Below are 15000 nucleotides of genomic sequence, written 5' to 3'. Positions count from 1 at the left end.
AACGGCGCGAGGGGAATTGGGGGGCGACGACACCCGGTACGAGCCTGCACGCGCGGGGTCCGGAGGGATGGACAGCCTCATGGACCCGTTACGGCAAGCCCGTACCGGGGCGGGTGCTGCTACTCAGCGGCGCCGGTGGGGCAGGGTGGGTGCTGTGCTCACCGTACGAACGACACGTCGTAGTACGTGTCTGACGGCGCTCCCGCGGCGGTGAAGCACCGAACCTGGATGCCGGTGCTCGGCGTCCAGTAGTCGACCTTGCAGTGCTTGGAGTCGGCTCCGTAGGCCGTCACCTGTACGTTGCCGTACCCCAGAGGCATGTTGGGGGTGTGGAATCGGTAGAGACCGACACCGTGCCGCGTGATCCGGTTGGTGCTGCCGCTGGAGTTGTACTGGTACGCCGTGGCGGGCGAGTACGCGGCTGTGATCGGCTGGTTGGCCCAGGCGTACGCCGCGGGCGTGATGCGCAGGATGCCGGTGCTGCGGGTGTAGGTGAGTGTGAACCTGGTGTCACGCAGTGCACCACCGAGGCTGAAGCAGCGGACGTTGGCGATCTGCGCGGTCCCCGAGGGGTACCAGTTGACGACTTTGCAGCGTGCTGCCACATCGCCGTACGCGGTTGCCTGCACATGCCCTGCAGCGGAGCCGATCGCCGGGAGTCGTACCGCGTACTGGCCCACACCGCTTCGGGTGATGGTGTTGGTGGCACCAGCCGAGTTGAACTGGTAGGTGGGGGACGGTGTGTACGCGCCCGAAGTGGGCTGGTTCGCCCATACGTAGCCGAACCGGCCGCCCAGATAGGCGGTGTTCACGAAGCTGGCGGTGAACCTGGTGTCGGCTCGGAAGCCACCTGGGGTGAAGCACCGTACATGGACGTCGAGCCGGTCACCGACGGGGAGCCAGTAGGCCACGTTGCAGGAGTGGGAGGTCGCTCCGTACGCCGTGACGTGCACGGTGCCGCCCAGCAGCCCCAGCCTCGGCAGCCGTACCGTGTACTGGCCGACACCCGTACGGACGACGGTGTTCACACCTCCGGTCGAATTCCTGCTGTAGGAACTGGCTGGCGTGTAGGGCGTGTTGAGCGGTGCGGACGCCTGATTCGCCCATACGTAGGCGAAGCCCCGGCTCGCTGCCGCGTATGCGGTGGACGGCACGAGAGCGACCATGCCGGCGGTGAGCACAAGTGTCACCAGGGCGCCCAGTGTTCGGGCGCCCCACCCCCTGAGGACCGTCATGAATTTGATGTGCATGGCTTTCCCTTTCTTTCATCTGGCACGGCACCTGACAGTGCCGGATTACGGGAGAGTGGACTGTGGGGAGACGCGCTCGCGCACCCTGGTCTCCTGCCGGATTTGAGCGGAGCGCATCTATGAGGTTCCGCGCGGTCCGAGGACAAGGCGCGGAAAATGACAGGCTTGAACCTTGAGTGAACAGCCTTGTCCAACGGCCGCGTTGTCACGTCGGCACGTCGGCAGAAAGGCCATACGTCGGCCGTGTTTCCGCCTTCCGCGGAAGTCGGCAGGACCTCATGACAGTGATTCCCGCGGTGATGACGAGCCAGGACGGAGTCCGGTCCGGCGCGGGCGGCATCGGGATACGTCACCGGCCGACGTGCGGCGATGAATCACACCGACATTGCTGGGCGGACTCCTTGACCCCCCGGGAGCCCACTGCATGGATCAGAACCGGCCATTCGGGCCGGCTGCACCCCCACCTCTTCCGAGAAAGAAGTATGTCGAATGCCAGGCAGATTCTGCAGATCATTCCACCTGTGCAGACAGATAGTCGCATAACCGCAGCCGCACAGCTACTCCCTAGAAAGGGGCAGAAGAAAGGCGAAGTGGCGCAATGGAGCGCGCACTCCGGCTCGCGCTCCCTCCTCGGGGGTCGCCGTGCGGGCGCAGCGTCGCTTCCGCTTTCCCTGGAATTTCGAACATTCCATCGGGCGCCAAGTGAATCGGCTTGACTACCGAATACCCTTCGGGGGCGGGCCTTGGGGGTGCCTTCAACCCTCACCACCGTGGTCTCGTTCACCGAGGGGCCTGGCGCGCGCAGCCGCGGCGGCGGTCATCCGCCTTCATCTTCCACGGCTTTTCCTGTGCCGTAGGCGAGCCGAGTCTCCGCCCCTGGCCCGGAGGGCCCGCCGCGCCCGGCGACGTGCACCCACAAGGGTCAGCGGAGAGCGGGAGCCCGCCGCCTCCTCGAGTCCAACGCCGAGGGCCCCTGGACTCTTGGCTTCAGCGTGCCGGCGGTGTGGTGCATTCTGCCGATCAGGATGTCGGTTGGATTTGGCGCTGTTTCGCCGGAGTTCCAGTGCCGGCCGCGCCCAGCCGTCCCTCGTGTCGATGCGTGACCATCTGCGCGCCCTACTGTGTTGGCCTGTCTATTTCCGGTGCTGCGGGGAACCATCTTCCGTTCTGGGGTCGGCCGCCACGACTGAGTGCGGACTTGGTCAATTCGAAGGTTCATCGTTGTCTGTGCGGAGGAGGCAGGAGGCGACGACCACAAAGGGCCAGAGGGACTGAATGGATGTCGCAACGCGTTCAGCGACACCAGCTGGCCCGTGATGATGCATGTCGATCAGGAACCAGGCTGCGCCGAGGCCTATCAGAACGGTCGCCACGATTGCGGGTGCAGGCCGGAGCCCCCATGGTGCGGCTCCGTTGCGATCGGCGGCCAGGACGGGCCACACCGCCAGGAGAGCGAAGCCGACCGCGGCAACTGAACCGTGGTGCAGGGACCCGCCACTGCTCGGCGGCGGGAGCAGAGCCACGGCTAGCGCCGACACTCCGCCGCTGCCCAACGCCACACGTCCGGCGAGCGCGGCTGGGCGCAGCCCCCAGGCGGTAAGCAGGTGGCAGACACCGACGGCGAACAGAGCCGCGGTCATCACCCAGAATCCCGCGGCTCCGTAGGCCGCCAAGACGCTGATCGTCTGAGTAGCAGGGTCGTAGGCGGGCCCTTCAAGGAGCGCCGCGATCGTCCAGCCTCCGATCAACAGGGCAGGCGCACATCCCGACGAGAGCAAGGCCCATCTAGGAACAAGTCGCGTCAATCCACTATAAGTTGCCACGTCATTCCAGTGCGCCAACAGCTGGCGGCTCCCGACCCCGTCGTCCGCATGCTGCCCACCCAGCCCCAGCCGCCCGCCGGATGAGGCTCAGGCGGCGACGCCGAACTCGGTGCGGATCCGAACGGCAGTGACACAACGAGGCCAAGAACTGGTGACTACGTGCGTCAGTTGGCCCGCGGGGTGGCGGAGATACGTCTGGCCTGGGGGTTTCGTGGAACGAGGTACGAGTCATTCGCGACGTAGGGGTCGCGGGCGCCCGGTAGCGTGGTGCGCAATGTGGGTTGCGTCCGAGTGTCGCGCTCTGCGGCGGGGCGCCGCAGCGCGTGCTGACCCAGCCGCCGCGCATCGGCCGACCCGCTCCCCGCCGGCCTACCGGGAACTGCCTGGACACTCACCCGGGCCGTTGGGCGGTCGACAGGCGGATCAGCTCCTGTTGAAGGCGCCGAGCTGGCGCATCAGCCCGAGTTGGTCCTCGACACCCCACCGCTCCGCGATCCTGCCGTCCACGACCCGGAACATTGCCATGCCGCTCATGGAAATCCGCTTGCCGGTCGCGGGCACCCCATGGAAATCATTCGCGTGGGTGCCGGTAAAGGTGAAGCGCTCGGCGACGAGCTCACCGTCGGCGACGAGTTCCTCGATGGCGCACGCTGCATCGGAGAATGCTTCACGCAGCGCCGAGAAGATTTCTCTTACACCGTCGATTCCCGGAGCCACACCAGCCAGGGAACTGTCGAACCGGACATCCTTGTGCACGAGTTCGCTCAGCACCTCAAAATTCCCCTTGTTCACCACTTCCTCGCTGAAACGGCGAATGACGCTCGTCGGGGATCTCTTCGACTCACCCTTACCTGCCGCACTCCCGCTCATCGACTACCTTTCCATCCCGGTTTGACCAAGGAGAATCGAAGAGCAGATTAGGGCATGGGCAGATGAAGGATCGGCTAATGTCAGCTCATTTTCCCAATGCTGCCCGAACGGCCTAGCCCGTCGGCAGACGAGCAGTCGCACCGTGAAGCCCGCCACCCTGCCGGGCAGGGCGAGTCCCGCCTGCCTCCTCCCGCAGGCGAGTCTCCGAGATAGCCCTGCCAGCCGCCGCCGTCCGTCGGGGCGCACTGCGTGCGACCGGCGCCTGTGACAACACACCTTCGGCCTTGCCTGCTTACTGGAGAACGGTTGCTGGCGCTGCCCCATGCCCCGGCCTCGGTCCATAGACGCACCTCGCTGTGTCGCTGCGGCTGACGACGTACGCGCCGTGCCGGTCGAATGTGAACTCCGGGCCCGCTGCCTCTGCCTGCTCGGTGCTGCGCACCGTGCAGGCGACATGAAGTGTGTCCACGTGCAGCTGCATCCCGGTGATGTTGCGCCGCAGCGTCAGCGTTCCGGAGACCCTCGGCAGGTCAACCGGCTCCGGGCCGTTGAGCAGTGCGTGCATGATGCGGGGATGGCGCCGACCGAGGCGGCGATATCGACCGGCGGACCTGCGTCGACGGCACTGGCTCGGCGGCATCCGGACCAACCGCGCCAGGCACAGCTCCCGGCGGCCGGGCCGGTCAGCAGCGTGACGGCGAACTCGTCTGCTCCGAGCCTGCCGACGGGCGCGCGGCTGCCCACCCAGGCGGTGAGCCGCTTCGCAGTGGCGGCCGGCACGGCGTCGCCGACCGCGTGCCGGCGACTGTCGTTGATCTCCTCGAAGTGGTTTCCCGGACTACCGCTGGCGGCGGCATCCAGCGATCTCGTGTTCCTGCCTACGTTCGACTGAGGCGGGCCGGCAGCCGGGAAAGGCCGTTCCCCGCGTGATCTTCGAATGGCAGGATCCAGGCATGACGCCGGATCCGCTGATAGCTCGTGCTCAGGCACTGTGGCAGGACTTGGCTGGCGCGCCCGTGGAGTTCGGACGCTCGTCCGTCAGCGTGGTCGTCTCGCCAAGATCGAAACTGTGTCCGCCCTCGTGGTGCGGGGTCGTGGTCCTGGGCGGAGCAGGGATCATCACAGTGCCGAAGGTCGAGGTTGCCGTCCAGCTGCGCAAAGTCGCTGCCGCGGTGCCCCCTGCGGCTCTCGTACAGACGGATGTGCTCCGGGCCGAACTGTCCGTCGCCGAGGTACTGGGTCCGGCCACCCTCGCCTATTTGTCCAGCTCGGACTTCCGTCCCATGCCCACGGACCGGACGGTGACGCGCGTGTCTGCGGGGCACCCATGGCTGCTGGCTTTGCTGGCGAGGGCGGGGCAAGAAGACGCTGGCGAAAGCGGTCTGGATGAGATCTCGTCGCCTGCCTTCGTCGTCCTTGATGGTGTCGAGGTCGTGGCCGCAGCGGGATATCGGGCTTGGCCAGGACGGACAGCGCATATGTCCGTCCTGACAGGTCCGGAGCATCGCAGTGGTGGGTTGGCGAAGACGGTGGCCTCCGCAGCAGTGGCGCACGCTCTCGACGCGGGTCTCATGCCGCAATGGAGAGCTCGGCCGGAGTCGTCCCGACGGGTTGCTCACGCGCTGGGATTTCAGGAGGTAGGAGCCCAGTTGAGCGTTCGGCTCGATGACGGCGGAGGTGTATCCGGAGGCTGAAAGGCGTAGGTAGGTACGGGCATGATGATGCTCTCCGAGTGCTGCACGGCTGGCAGAGGCAACAACCCACGCGGAAGTCGTGTATCACGAGCGTCGTTGGTAGAACGACGCTACGGCGGGTTGTCCGGTGTAATTCGGCCCGGCGTGGGGATCTGCGCCCAGGTAGACGAACGGCAGTTGGACGCTCCGCGGTCCGCGGAGTGTCAGCCGGTGATGACGCGAGCTGTATGTGAACCCGGCGGCACGCAGCCCCGCCAGCGTTGCGCGTCCCGCTGGTGTGCCGTCTGCCCAACGGATCGAGCTGGGGTCGAGGTGGGCGACCAGCAGACCTTCGGGGGTAAGCCAGGAAGCTGCGCGGGTGAGGAGGCCGAGCTGGTCGCCGACGTAGTGGAGCCCGTGTACGCAAGTGATCAGGTCGTAGGCGCGCGTCGCTGTCCAGTCGCCGACCGAGGCAGTGATGAGTTCCACCCCGGGTATCGCTGGTGATGGGGACAATGAGCCCACCAGATCGATCCCGGTCAGCACTGCAGAGGCGGGCAGTCGGCTTGCTGCCTCGCTCAATGCGCGGCCCTCACCACAGCACAGGTCCAGCCACGATGGTGACGTGGAGCAATCGGAGAGGTGGGTGATGGGGGCGAACCCGAGTTCGCGGGCGTAGCTGTTGACGCCGGTCAGGCCCCGTTCACGGTTCATCGTGTTGTTGGCGACCACACTGGAGGCTTGGAGTTGCTTGTCGGAAAGCATCTGAGGTGGAGTCATTGGGTTGAAGTGCCGTCAGTGGTGAGCATCTCACCATTGTTTCAGGGTCGTCATCGCGTCCGATGCGACGTCACCCGGCTGCTCCCACGTCACGCCGCAGGCGATGAGCCTGCGGCGTGACGCACCGTGTCGTGCCGTTGGCCCTACTCGGTCACGTCGTGGTCGTGACCGTCGTGCAAGCCGCCGCCGCTGCCCGCGTCACCGCCCGTGGGGACGGAGGTGACCGGCTTGCGCAGGGAGCTCAGGTCGTGGGCGTAGGTGCCCACGGCGTTGGCGATGACGCCGATATTCACCTTGAACGCCGTCATGTTGATGTTGCTCAGGTTGTCGCCCTTGGCGTGGTAGTTCACGTCGTACGCGACACCGGCCGTGCCGCCGAACTTCTTCGCCTGCGCCTCGGTCTTGATGCCCTCCGCGCCGGTGAAGGTGCCGCCGGACGGGATGCCGACCTCGATGAACGGCCCGTAGTCGGAGCGGCCGGTGAAGTCGGTGCCCTCGTGCGGGGCGCCGCGCTTGTCGAGGAACTCGTTGATGTCGCGCTCGAGTTGGGCCGAGCCCGTCGGGCCGGCCGGGGCGCCGACGCCGTCCGAGTCGTCGCCGTCGTAGACGAACTGCCCGTAGTTCGGCGAGGCGATCATGTCGAAGTTCAGGTAGAGCTTGATCTCCTTCTTGCCCAGGTTGCTGAGGTTCGCAACGTAGTGCTCGGAGCCGAGCAGGCCGTTCTCCTCGGCCGACCACCAGGCGAAGCGCACCTTGTTGGCGGGGCGCTTCTCCGCCTTGGCCAGCTCCTCGGCGACCTCGAGCAGACCGGCCGAGCCGGAGCCGTTGTCGTTGATGCCGGGGCCTGCGGTGACCGAGTCGAGGTGCGCGCCGAGCATCACGGTGTTGGCGGCGTTGCCGTGCCGGGTCTCCGCGATGACGTTGTTGGTGGCGCGGGTCTGCTGGAACTCGCGGATCTCGAAGGAGACGTTGACCGGACCCCCCGCGAGGTCCGCGGCGAGCTTCTCGCCCTCGGCGAGGGTGATGCCACCGGTCGGGATCTTGCCGGCGGCCGCGTCGCCGAGGGTGCCGGAAAGCATGCCCTCGGTGTTGTTGTAGATGATCGCGCCGATCGCGCCCGCTTCGGCCGCTGCCGCCTGCTTCACGGCGAAGGTGCAGCCGCCGCGCTTGATCAGCGCGATCTTGCCGGTGAAGGTGCCCGACGCGTAGTCGGCGGCCTCGCAGCCGGTGGTGGCGTCCGGCGGTACGGCGGCCAGATCGGCCTTCACGCCGCCCACCGGGGTGGACTTGGTGTACGTCATCGCCTTGATGACGACATCACGGGGCGTGGGCGAGACGACCGAGAGTTTTTCGGCCTGCGTCTCGGTGTAGAGAAACTCGAAGCGCTCGTACGACACGTCGTACCCGTACTTCTTCAACTGCTGGTACACATACGCGGCGGACGCGTCGTGCCCGAGTGAACCGGCGGCGCGGTTGCCGCCCGTCGTGTCCGCTATCTGCTGGAACTTCTTCAAATGCTTGTAGGCGTCCTGCGCGGACGACCTTTCGACCAGCTTCCGTGCCAGCTTCGACGCGTCCTTGGCCGCCCGGTCGGCGGGGTCCTGACGGTGCGCTGCGGACGGGGAGGCGGATGCCAGCAGGAGCGGGGTCGCGAGTGCGGCTGCGGCCAGCGTGGCCACGGCTCTGCGATGGGATGCGTTCACAGAGGTCCTTCCCGGTACGAACATGGGTTGATGGGAAATTAGCGATCTACGCGCGTTCTGGGAACAGTTCCGCCGTAACTGCCGCTGCATTTCGCCACATTGACACCCGGAGGTGATCCATCCACTTCAACTTGCCTCAGATCAGGGCCCTTTCGTGGCTGCTGCCCGCACTTGCCGTGTCCCTTCATGCAAGTCCCGCACCTTGCCGCGGAGTTCGCCGATGTGGGTGCGCTGGGGGAGGATCTCGGCGCTGCCGATCACGCTGTCGAGATCGCCTGGTGCTCAGGATGAGAAACCTTCACTGATGCCCTTCGCGTACCGGTGATGGAGGGAATCGTGGCCAGGGCAGTGGCCGGCGCGACGCTCCGGGCTCGTGAGGCCGCCCTGGGGCGGCGAGATGGTGTTGCAGGTCGATGTGACGGAATTGGTGGACTGTTCCTACCTGGCGCAATACGCCGCGACGCTCGTGGGCGTCGGTGAGGAAGGCGGTCAGGTCTCGGGGGAGTTGTCGGCGCGCCGCCAGGTGGTAGCGGGTGAGGGTGTAGTACCACCAGGCGTTGTGGCCGACCGCAGCCGCGAGGCCGACAGTGAGTCCGTAGGCGAGACCGCGGTCGATGATGTGGACCTGACCCATCGACATCGCCCCTCCGCCCGTGGTCCCCCGGCCCAGACCGTAAGGAAACCCGCCAGCTACGGTGTATTCGACGCTGTAGCACAGAAGAAACGCTGCGCCGACCGCGAGGCCGACGACCGTCCACAGCCTGCGGAAGATCCTTCGGTCCTGCCTCAGGAGGGCGGCCGGTCCGACCAAGGTGGCGAGATCAGCCGGTTTGCCGGCGAGGCCTTGGGCGATTCCGACAGCAAGCCCGAACGCGCATGAGAAGGCGAGCATGGTCGTGAAGGTGTAGGAGGGAGCGCCGGTGAGGAGCGACTGGATCCTGAGTACCCCCCAGTGGGTGACGCCGATGGCGGAGCCGCTGGCGAGGCCCGCCGAAAAGCCCCGCCAGTTCCAGGCCCACAGCGTGCGCACGGTCGGGATGGCGTTCGGGCGGCGTGCGGACAGGCTGCTTGCCCGAGCGCCGATGGCTCCGCCGGCCAGTGCGTAGACCGTCCCGTTGACGAGTGCACCGACGGCCGCGGCCTTCGGGCCGTAGTTGTGGCGGAACGCGAACCAGAGGACGGCACCGGCGGCGAAGCCGAGGGCGCACATGCGCCAGTCCCAGAGCCGGCAGTGTGGGCGCCCCGAGGGCCTCTCAGGCTGCCGAACCGCGAGTCTGCCCGACAGGGCACCGACGATTCCGCCGGCGAAGCCGTAGGCGAGTCCGTAGGCCAACGTGGTCGTTAGCCATCCCGGCTGACCAGTGCTCAGCACGTAGGCCATGCCTTCGGTGATGCCCCCGGTCACCCCTGCGACGATGCCGCAGCCGATGCCGCCCGCGATCCCTCCGGCCAGGCCCGCGACGACGGCTGAGGGCGGGCCCGTCTGCCACCCGGAATCGAGGCCGGCGAGTAGCGCCGTGAACCAGCCCACGCCGCTGGCGGCAGTCCAGGCCACGAGACCGAGGACAACTCCTGTCGCCACCTGGGCGATACGGGGCGGCAGCGCGCGGCGCACTTGCCACCAGGCCAGGTCGGCAGTACCGCCCAGGGTGTGTTGCAGGTGTCGCGCCAGATATTGCAGGGCGTGCTCGGCCTGCTGCGGAGTCCAGCGACACGGATACCGTGGATGTGGCCGGTAGGCGGCGGGCACGTACGCGTCGAAGAGATGGGCCCGGACAGCTGCGGTGTCGGGGAAGCGGGTCGGATCGCACAGGTCCCCAGGCGTGGGCAGGACAGTGGCTCGTTCCCCCGGCCGGGGGTTGTACACCGTCCTGGCCAGAAAGAGCATCAGCGGTGTGGTCAGGGCCCGTGCCACGGGGGCATCGGTGCCGAGCAGGCGAATCACCGGATCCCAGCGGGCAGCCGCCGCCGTGTGCCGGCCCCCGGCATCCCGTTTCAGATAGTCGGCGATGTCCGGCGCATCCAAGGGGCGCAGTTCCACGGCGGCGGCACCGCAAAGCCTGACCGGTACCCCGCGGGCCTGGGCCTGCGTGTCCCCGTACTCCGTCACGCGGCTGGACAGCACCAGCGGCTGGCCGAGCGGCAGGGCGGCGTTGATCGCATCCAGCGCCATGGCGCGGAACGGCTCGGGAATCTCGTCGAACCCGTCCAGGACCGGCAGGATCAGTTGGCGCTCCAGTAGTGCTCGGGCATGGCTGACCTGCCTAGGGTGTTCCGCATGCCCCGGCTCTGGGGCGCCAAGACCGCTGTAGTCACGCGCGAGCCGTTCCGCCATCCAGAATTCCAGAGTCTGCTCGGCAGGATTCCACGAGGCCAGCGGGAACAGCACCGGAACCGGGCCTCCCTCTCTGCGCTCGGCGGCCAAGGCCAACAACAAGCGGATCAGCAGCATCGTCTTCCCGCTTCCCGGGTCACCGAGGACCACAAGGCGGCGTGTCGGCACCCGTTCCAGGAACACCTCGGTGATCTCCCCGCCCGTCCCGGCCAGTTCAGCTGGCCCAGTGGCCCAGCCGGAGGGAGGAGCCGACGGGCCGGACGGCCAGTCCCCGGCCATCTCCCGCAGGAGGGACCACGACTCGCCGAATCGCGGATCGGCTGCCTGCCAGGAGACCGGGAGCGGATAGGGGTCGTTCAACCGCCGCACCCGGGCCTCCGACTCCCACTGGCCCCGCACGGCCACTGCCAGCCGATCGGCGATCTGGGCCACGCCGTCCCCGTCGGCTGCCTCCCGCCGATCGGCCCGGAAGGTTGCCCAGGACAGGTACAGGCCGCCTGCAGACGGCAGCAGAGCCGCTACCGTCTCTGCCACCCTCAGGTCGAAACGCACGGCAATGCACACGGCCCCGGCCATGCCGCCAACTGCCAACACGAGATAGAGCAGACCAACCCGCCGCGTCCGCCTTCCAGTTCCCATGGCCGGATTTTCCAGCGGCAGGAACTGGAGGCTTGCGGGAACAGCGTCTCCGCCCCACGTACGAGTGACAGGTTGCCGGCCTCGCCCGGGGATTTCGCTGTGGTCGGGGCACCGACATCCGCTCTACCCGTAAGTGAGCGTTTGGTTCTGTTACGCGGCGCGGTTGAGCGGTGAACGGACCGTTCCGACGGGGATGGACAGGGCTTCGGCCATTTCCGGGTACGTCAGGTCCGCCCACGCCACGAGCAGGGGCAGTCCACACGGATGGCGCCGGGGCAGGCGGGACTTCCCAACACCTAGACGTCGTCGCGGAGTACCGGGCGCAGGTCCTCGATCACCGCGGGATCTTCGATGGTGGAAGGGAGTTCGGGGTCGCGGCCGTCGGCGATGTCGCGCATCGTGCGGCGCAGGATCTTTCCCGATCGGGTCTTGGGCAGTGCGGCGACCACGTCGACCCGGCGCAGCGCCGCCACAGGGCCGATCGTCTCCCTTACGGCGGTGACGAGCTCCGCGGCGATTTCACGCGCATCGCGGTCGAGGCCGGCCTTGAGCACGACGAAACCGCGCGGCACCTGTCCCTTGAGCGGGTCGGCCACGCCGACGACAGCGCACTCGGCGACATCCGGGTGGGCGGCGAGCACCTCCTCCATCGCGCCGGTGGACAGCCGGTGCCCGGCGACGTTGATGACGTCGTCGATGCGGCCCATGATGTAGACGTAGCCGTCCTCATCCTTGCGGCCGCCGTCGCCGGTGAGGTAGTAGCCGCTGTAGGCGGACAGGTACGAGCGGACGTACCGGACGTCGTCCTGCCACAAGGTGGGCAGCGTTCCGGGCGGCAGCGGCAGCCGGATCGCCACTGCGCCGTCGGTGCCGGGGGGCGCTTCGCGGCCTGCTTCGTCGAGGATGCGCACGTCGTAGCCGGGCATGGGCACCGTCGGTGAGCCGGCTTTGATCGGGAGCGGCTCAAGGCCCATGGGATTGGCGACGATCGGCCAGCCGGTCTCGGTCTGCCACCAGTTGTCGACCACCGGAACACCGAGCAGCTCCGTCGCCCAGCGGTAGGTCTCCGGGTCCAGTCGCTCGCCGGCCAGGAACAGGTTGCGCAGCGATCCGATGTCGTGGGCGTGGAGAAGTTCGCCGCGCGGGTCCTCCTTCTTCACGGCGCGAATTGTGGTGGGCGCGGTAAACAGTGCCGTCACGCGGTGTTCGGCGATCACCCGCCACAGCGCACCCGCGTTCGGGGTGCCGACCGGCTTGCCTTCGTAGAGCACGGTGGTGCAGCCGGTGAGCAGGGGGGCGTAGACGATGTAGGAGTGGCCGACGACCCAGCCCACGTCGGATGCCGCCCAGAAGACTTCACCGGGGTGGGTGTCGTAGATGTTCTCCAGAGACCAGCGCAGCGCGACCGCGTGGCCGCCGTTGTCGCGCACCACACCCTTGGGGCGGCCGGTGGTGCCGGAGGTGTAGAGGATGTAGAGCGGGTCGGTGGCGGCCACGGGGACGCAGTCCACCTGCTTGGCGGTAGCCAGGGCCTGGTCCCAGTCGAGGTCACCGCCGGTGAGGTCCGCTGTGAGTTGCGGCCGCTGGCGGATGATGCAGTGCTCCGGCTGGTGCTCGGCCAGGGCGAGGGCTGCGTCCAGCAGGGGCTTGTACGGCACGACGCGGGTCGGTTCGATGCCGCACGAAGCGGCGATGACGACTTTGGGGCGGGCGTCGTCGATGCGTACGGCAAGCTCGTGCGCGGCGAATCCGCCGAAGACGACCGAGTGGACGGCGCCGATGCGGGCACAGGCCAGCATGGCGACGACCGCCTCGGGAATCATCGGCATATAGATCGCGACGCGGTCGCCCTTGGCCACACCGAGCCCCGCCAGCACTCCGGCGAACTTCGCGACCTGATCACGCAGCTCTCGATAGCTGAACGACGCCTTGCCGCCGGTGACCGGACTGTCGTACGCGAGTGCGAGTTGCTCGCCGCGCCCGGCGTCGACATGGCGGTCCAGTGCGTTGTGGCAGGTGTTCAGTTGCCCGTCGGGGAACCACCGGTACAGCGGGGCCTGTGACTCGTCGAGGGCGCGGGTCGGCGCGACGGCCCAGTCGATGGCACGGGCGGCGTCCAGCCAGAAGCCTGCCGGATCCTCCAGACTGCGCCGGTACCCGGCCGCATAGCCGCCTTGCTTCGGCGTCTGCGTCATGTCGATGTTCCTTTCCTCGTTCCGGCTGGGGGCTGGAGTGCCTGGCCCGCCCCATGCCTGCCCGTGCGGGCCGTGCCACGGTCATTCCAGCGCATTTCTTCCGCCGGGCGCCCGGGTACTTCATCAGCCATTCGGTGATGGCTTCGGCACGCGTGCAGAATGGCTACGCCCCTTCTCCGCGGTCGCCGAACGCGCGTCACCCGCCACGCCCGACAACCTGACCCTATGGAACGATCGTGGTACGTGGACCGTCTCGTTCGCATCCGACGCAGCGCGATGCACGGGGCGACCGTCTCGGCGCGCCAGTTCCGCGATGACCTTGCGGTGGTGGCCAGGTCCGCGAGATGAGGTCCGCGAGATGTGGTTCGGTCTCGGTGAGGCGGCGGTGAAGTGCTCGATCTGGCCGAGCAGTTCGCCGGCCTTGGCGGTGGCCTCGTCGTGCCGGGCCTGGAGATCCGTCAGGAGTTCGGTGATGTTCACGCGGCCGCCTGGAGGGTGTCGCGCCAGGCCGGGGCGGGTGTGGTGAGGCGGCGAGTCATGTTCGCGGTGGAGGCCCAGTAGACGCGCGAGGCAGAGTTGTCGGGCCGGTGGTCGTTATCGCGCGCCAGGCGCCGGTGCAGCATCAACGTGCCGTTGACCTGCTCGACTACCCACCGCTTGGGCTGCGGCACGAAGCCTTTGGCCTGGTCGGCCTGGTTGCGGCGGACGACCTCGACGGTGACGTCCGGCAGTGCGCCGTGGATGATGCGCTCGGCCGCCAGGTCGAGCAGGGCCGTTCCGGCGGCGTTGTCATGGGCGGAGGCGGCCACCACGACCGATGATCAACCCCGTGACGTCCACGGCCAGTCCGCGCTTGCGGCCCGACGTCCACTTGTCGCATCCAGTCCCGTCGTGGTCTTTGGGACACCCGCGGCCGCGCGCACGGACTGGGTGTCGATGACCACGAGGGACGGGTCCTCTCATCGGCGGGCCCGCTCCCTCACCTGGCAGCGCAGGAGTTCCTGGATCCCCTGGTCGAGCCCGTCCTGGCGCCACTGGCTGAAGTAGCAGAAACACCGCCGACCAGGCCGGCGGATCACGGGGCAGGTAGCGCCACTGCCGTGGTCTCGAGCGCCACGATGGGACAGATGGCGGACTTTCCGGCCTCTTTGACGGCCGACGGGTTCCAGCGCAGAGACTCAACGCCTGCTACTCGTGCCCGTTCGAACGGCACGAGTAGCAGAGGCGGCGAGGTCGCATCACGCGACGGCGGTCCCCTCAAGCTCGACCATCTGACTGGGGATTGCCAGCCGCGTCACCCCGAGCATCGTGGAGGTCGGCGCCACCCCGGCGGCGCCCAACCGCGCCGCCAGCACGCCGTAGTGCTGGAAAAGCAGATCGACGTCGGTCGCGTAGACGTTGAGCCGGACGAGGTTCGCGAGAGACATGCCGGCCTCGCCAAGCACGGCCTCCAGGTTGTCGATGCTCAGCGTCAGCTGCGCCGCCATGTCACCGTCATGCTGGGGCTTGCCGTCGCCGCTCATCGCGGTCTGCCCCGAGATGTACAGGGTCCGGGTGTGCCCGGAGACGACCTCACCCTGGTTGAATCCCAACTCCTCCGACCACGTCACCGGGTTGACCGCCGTTCGTTCCACTGCCACATCAGCTCCATTCGATTCATCGGGAGTACGCACGTCCATCGGCTCGGTAGCCGCCGGCTTTGACGTCGCGTCAATGAGCCTCCCAACAAATC

Annotated in this window: 12 protein-coding genes and 3 pseudogenes; 1 reads left to right on the top strand and 14 read right to left on the bottom strand. The window is 67.7% G+C overall.

All coding sequences use genetic code 11. The annotated features are described in order from the left end of the window. Positions 1-158: 158 nt before the first annotated feature. From OHA61_RS01045 to OHA61_RS01025, 5 genes are all read right to left on the bottom strand, one after another. A complete protein-coding gene (locus OHA61_RS01045; protein ID WP_406301221.1) occupies positions 159-1250 on the bottom strand; it encodes a hypothetical protein in 1092 nt (363 codons plus the stop codon). Positions 1251-2452: 1202 nt separating this feature from the next. Beyond that, on the bottom strand, positions 2453-3055 hold the full coding sequence (locus OHA61_RS01040; RefSeq protein WP_406307248.1) for a DUF998 domain-containing protein: 603 nt from the start codon (positions 3053-3055) through the stop codon (positions 2453-2455). Positions 3056-3496: 441 nt separating this feature from the next. After that, positions 3497-3943, bottom strand: coding sequence for an ester cyclase (locus OHA61_RS01035; RefSeq protein ID WP_406301220.1), 447 nt, complete (start codon positions 3941-3943; stop codon positions 3497-3499). 292 nt (positions 3944-4235) lie between these two features. Continuing rightward, positions 4236-4508, bottom strand: coding sequence for a hypothetical protein (locus OHA61_RS01030; RefSeq protein WP_406307628.1), 273 nt, complete (start codon positions 4506-4508; stop codon positions 4236-4238). Beyond that, on the bottom strand, positions 4448-4723 hold the full coding sequence (locus OHA61_RS01025) for a hypothetical protein (protein WP_406301219.1): 276 nt from the start codon (positions 4721-4723) through the stop codon (positions 4448-4450). Before OHA61_RS01025 ends, OHA61_RS01030 begins: the two co-directional genes overlap by 61 nt. Positions 4724-4896: 173 nt before the next feature. Between OHA61_RS01025 and OHA61_RS01020 the strand changes: the two genes are divergently transcribed. After that, positions 4897-5637, top strand: a complete 741-nt coding sequence (locus OHA61_RS01020; protein WP_406307247.1) for a GNAT family N-acetyltransferase — start codon at positions 4897-4899, stop codon at positions 5635-5637. Positions 5638-5721: 84 nt separating this feature from the next. Here OHA61_RS01020 and OHA61_RS01015 read toward each other — a convergent pair whose 3' ends face one another. The 9 genes and pseudogenes from OHA61_RS01015 to OHA61_RS00975 all read right to left on the bottom strand — a co-directional run bounded on the left by OHA61_RS01015 (position 5722) and on the right by OHA61_RS00975 (position 14902). Beyond that, positions 5722-6381 (bottom strand): class I SAM-dependent methyltransferase, encoded by a 660-nt coding sequence (locus tag OHA61_RS01015; RefSeq protein WP_406301218.1) that lies wholly within the window; start codon positions 6379-6381, stop codon positions 5722-5724. Positions 6382-6539: 158 nt separating this feature from the next. Continuing rightward, positions 6540-8075: a M28 family metallopeptidase gene (locus tag OHA61_RS01010; RefSeq protein ID WP_406307246.1), complete on the bottom strand. Its 1536-nt coding sequence runs from the start codon at positions 8073-8075 to the stop codon at positions 6540-6542. 322 nt (positions 8076-8397) lie between these two features. Next, positions 8398-10968, bottom strand: a complete 2571-nt coding sequence (locus OHA61_RS01005) for an NACHT domain-containing protein (protein ID WP_406301217.1) — start codon at positions 10966-10968, stop codon at positions 8398-8400. 261 nt (positions 10969-11229) lie between these two features. Further along, a pseudogene (locus tag OHA61_RS01000) lies at positions 11230-11322 on the bottom strand (sigma factor-like helix-turn-helix DNA-binding protein); the annotation flags it as partial. Between the two features lie 47 nt (positions 11323-11369). After that, the gene (locus OHA61_RS00995) at positions 11370-13268 is read right to left on the bottom strand and encodes a propionyl-CoA synthetase (RefSeq protein WP_406301216.1); all 1899 of its coding nucleotides are present in this window, start codon (positions 13266-13268) and stop codon (positions 11370-11372) included. Between the two features lie 123 nt (positions 13269-13391). Then, positions 13392-13748: a hypothetical protein gene (locus tag OHA61_RS00990; RefSeq protein WP_406301215.1), complete on the bottom strand. Its 357-nt coding sequence runs from the start codon at positions 13746-13748 to the stop codon at positions 13392-13394. Continuing rightward, positions 13745-14366: pseudogene (locus OHA61_RS00985) on the bottom strand (transposase); the annotation flags it as partial. The pseudogene OHA61_RS00985 and the gene OHA61_RS00990, both read right to left, overlap by 4 nt. Further along, positions 14344-14454 (bottom strand): annotated as a pseudogene (locus tag OHA61_RS00980) (PTS glucose transporter subunit IIA); the annotation flags it as partial. The pseudogenes OHA61_RS00985 and OHA61_RS00980, both read right to left, overlap by 23 nt. A gap of 52 nt (positions 14455-14506) precedes the next feature. Then, positions 14507-14902, bottom strand: coding sequence for a RidA family protein (locus OHA61_RS00975; RefSeq protein WP_406307245.1), 396 nt, complete (start codon positions 14900-14902; stop codon positions 14507-14509). Between the last annotated feature and the right edge of the window lie 98 nt (positions 14903-15000).

The sequence above is a fragment of the Streptomyces sp. NBC_00885 genome (assembly GCF_045207475.1).
Lineage (GTDB): Bacteria > Actinomycetota > Actinomycetes > Streptomycetales > Streptomycetaceae > Streptomyces.
This window is presented reverse-complemented; position numbering and strand designations above follow the sequence as displayed.

Excerpts from the sequence above, each read along its gene's own strand:
- OHA61_RS01045 (WP_406301221.1), bottom strand. The coding sequence starts at position 1,250 with ATGCACATCAAATTCATGACGGTCCTCAGGGGGTGGGGCGCCCGAACA.
- OHA61_RS01035 (WP_406301220.1), bottom strand. The coding sequence starts at position 3,943 with ATGAGCGGGAGTGCGGCAGGTAAGGGTGAGTCGAAGAGATCCCCGACG.
- OHA61_RS01030 (WP_406307628.1), bottom strand. The coding sequence starts at position 4,508 with ATGCACGCACTGCTCAACGGCCCGGAGCCGGTTGACCTGCCGAGGGTC.
- OHA61_RS01020 (WP_406307247.1), top strand. The coding sequence starts at position 4,897 with ATGACGCCGGATCCGCTGATAGCTCGTGCTCAGGCACTGTGGCAGGAC.
- OHA61_RS01015 (WP_406301218.1), bottom strand. The coding sequence starts at position 6,381 with ATGCTTTCCGACAAGCAACTCCAAGCCTCCAGTGTGGTCGCCAACAAC.
- OHA61_RS00995 (WP_406301216.1), bottom strand. The coding sequence starts at position 13,268 with ATGACGCAGACGCCGAAGCAAGGCGGCTATGCGGCCGGGTACCGGCGC.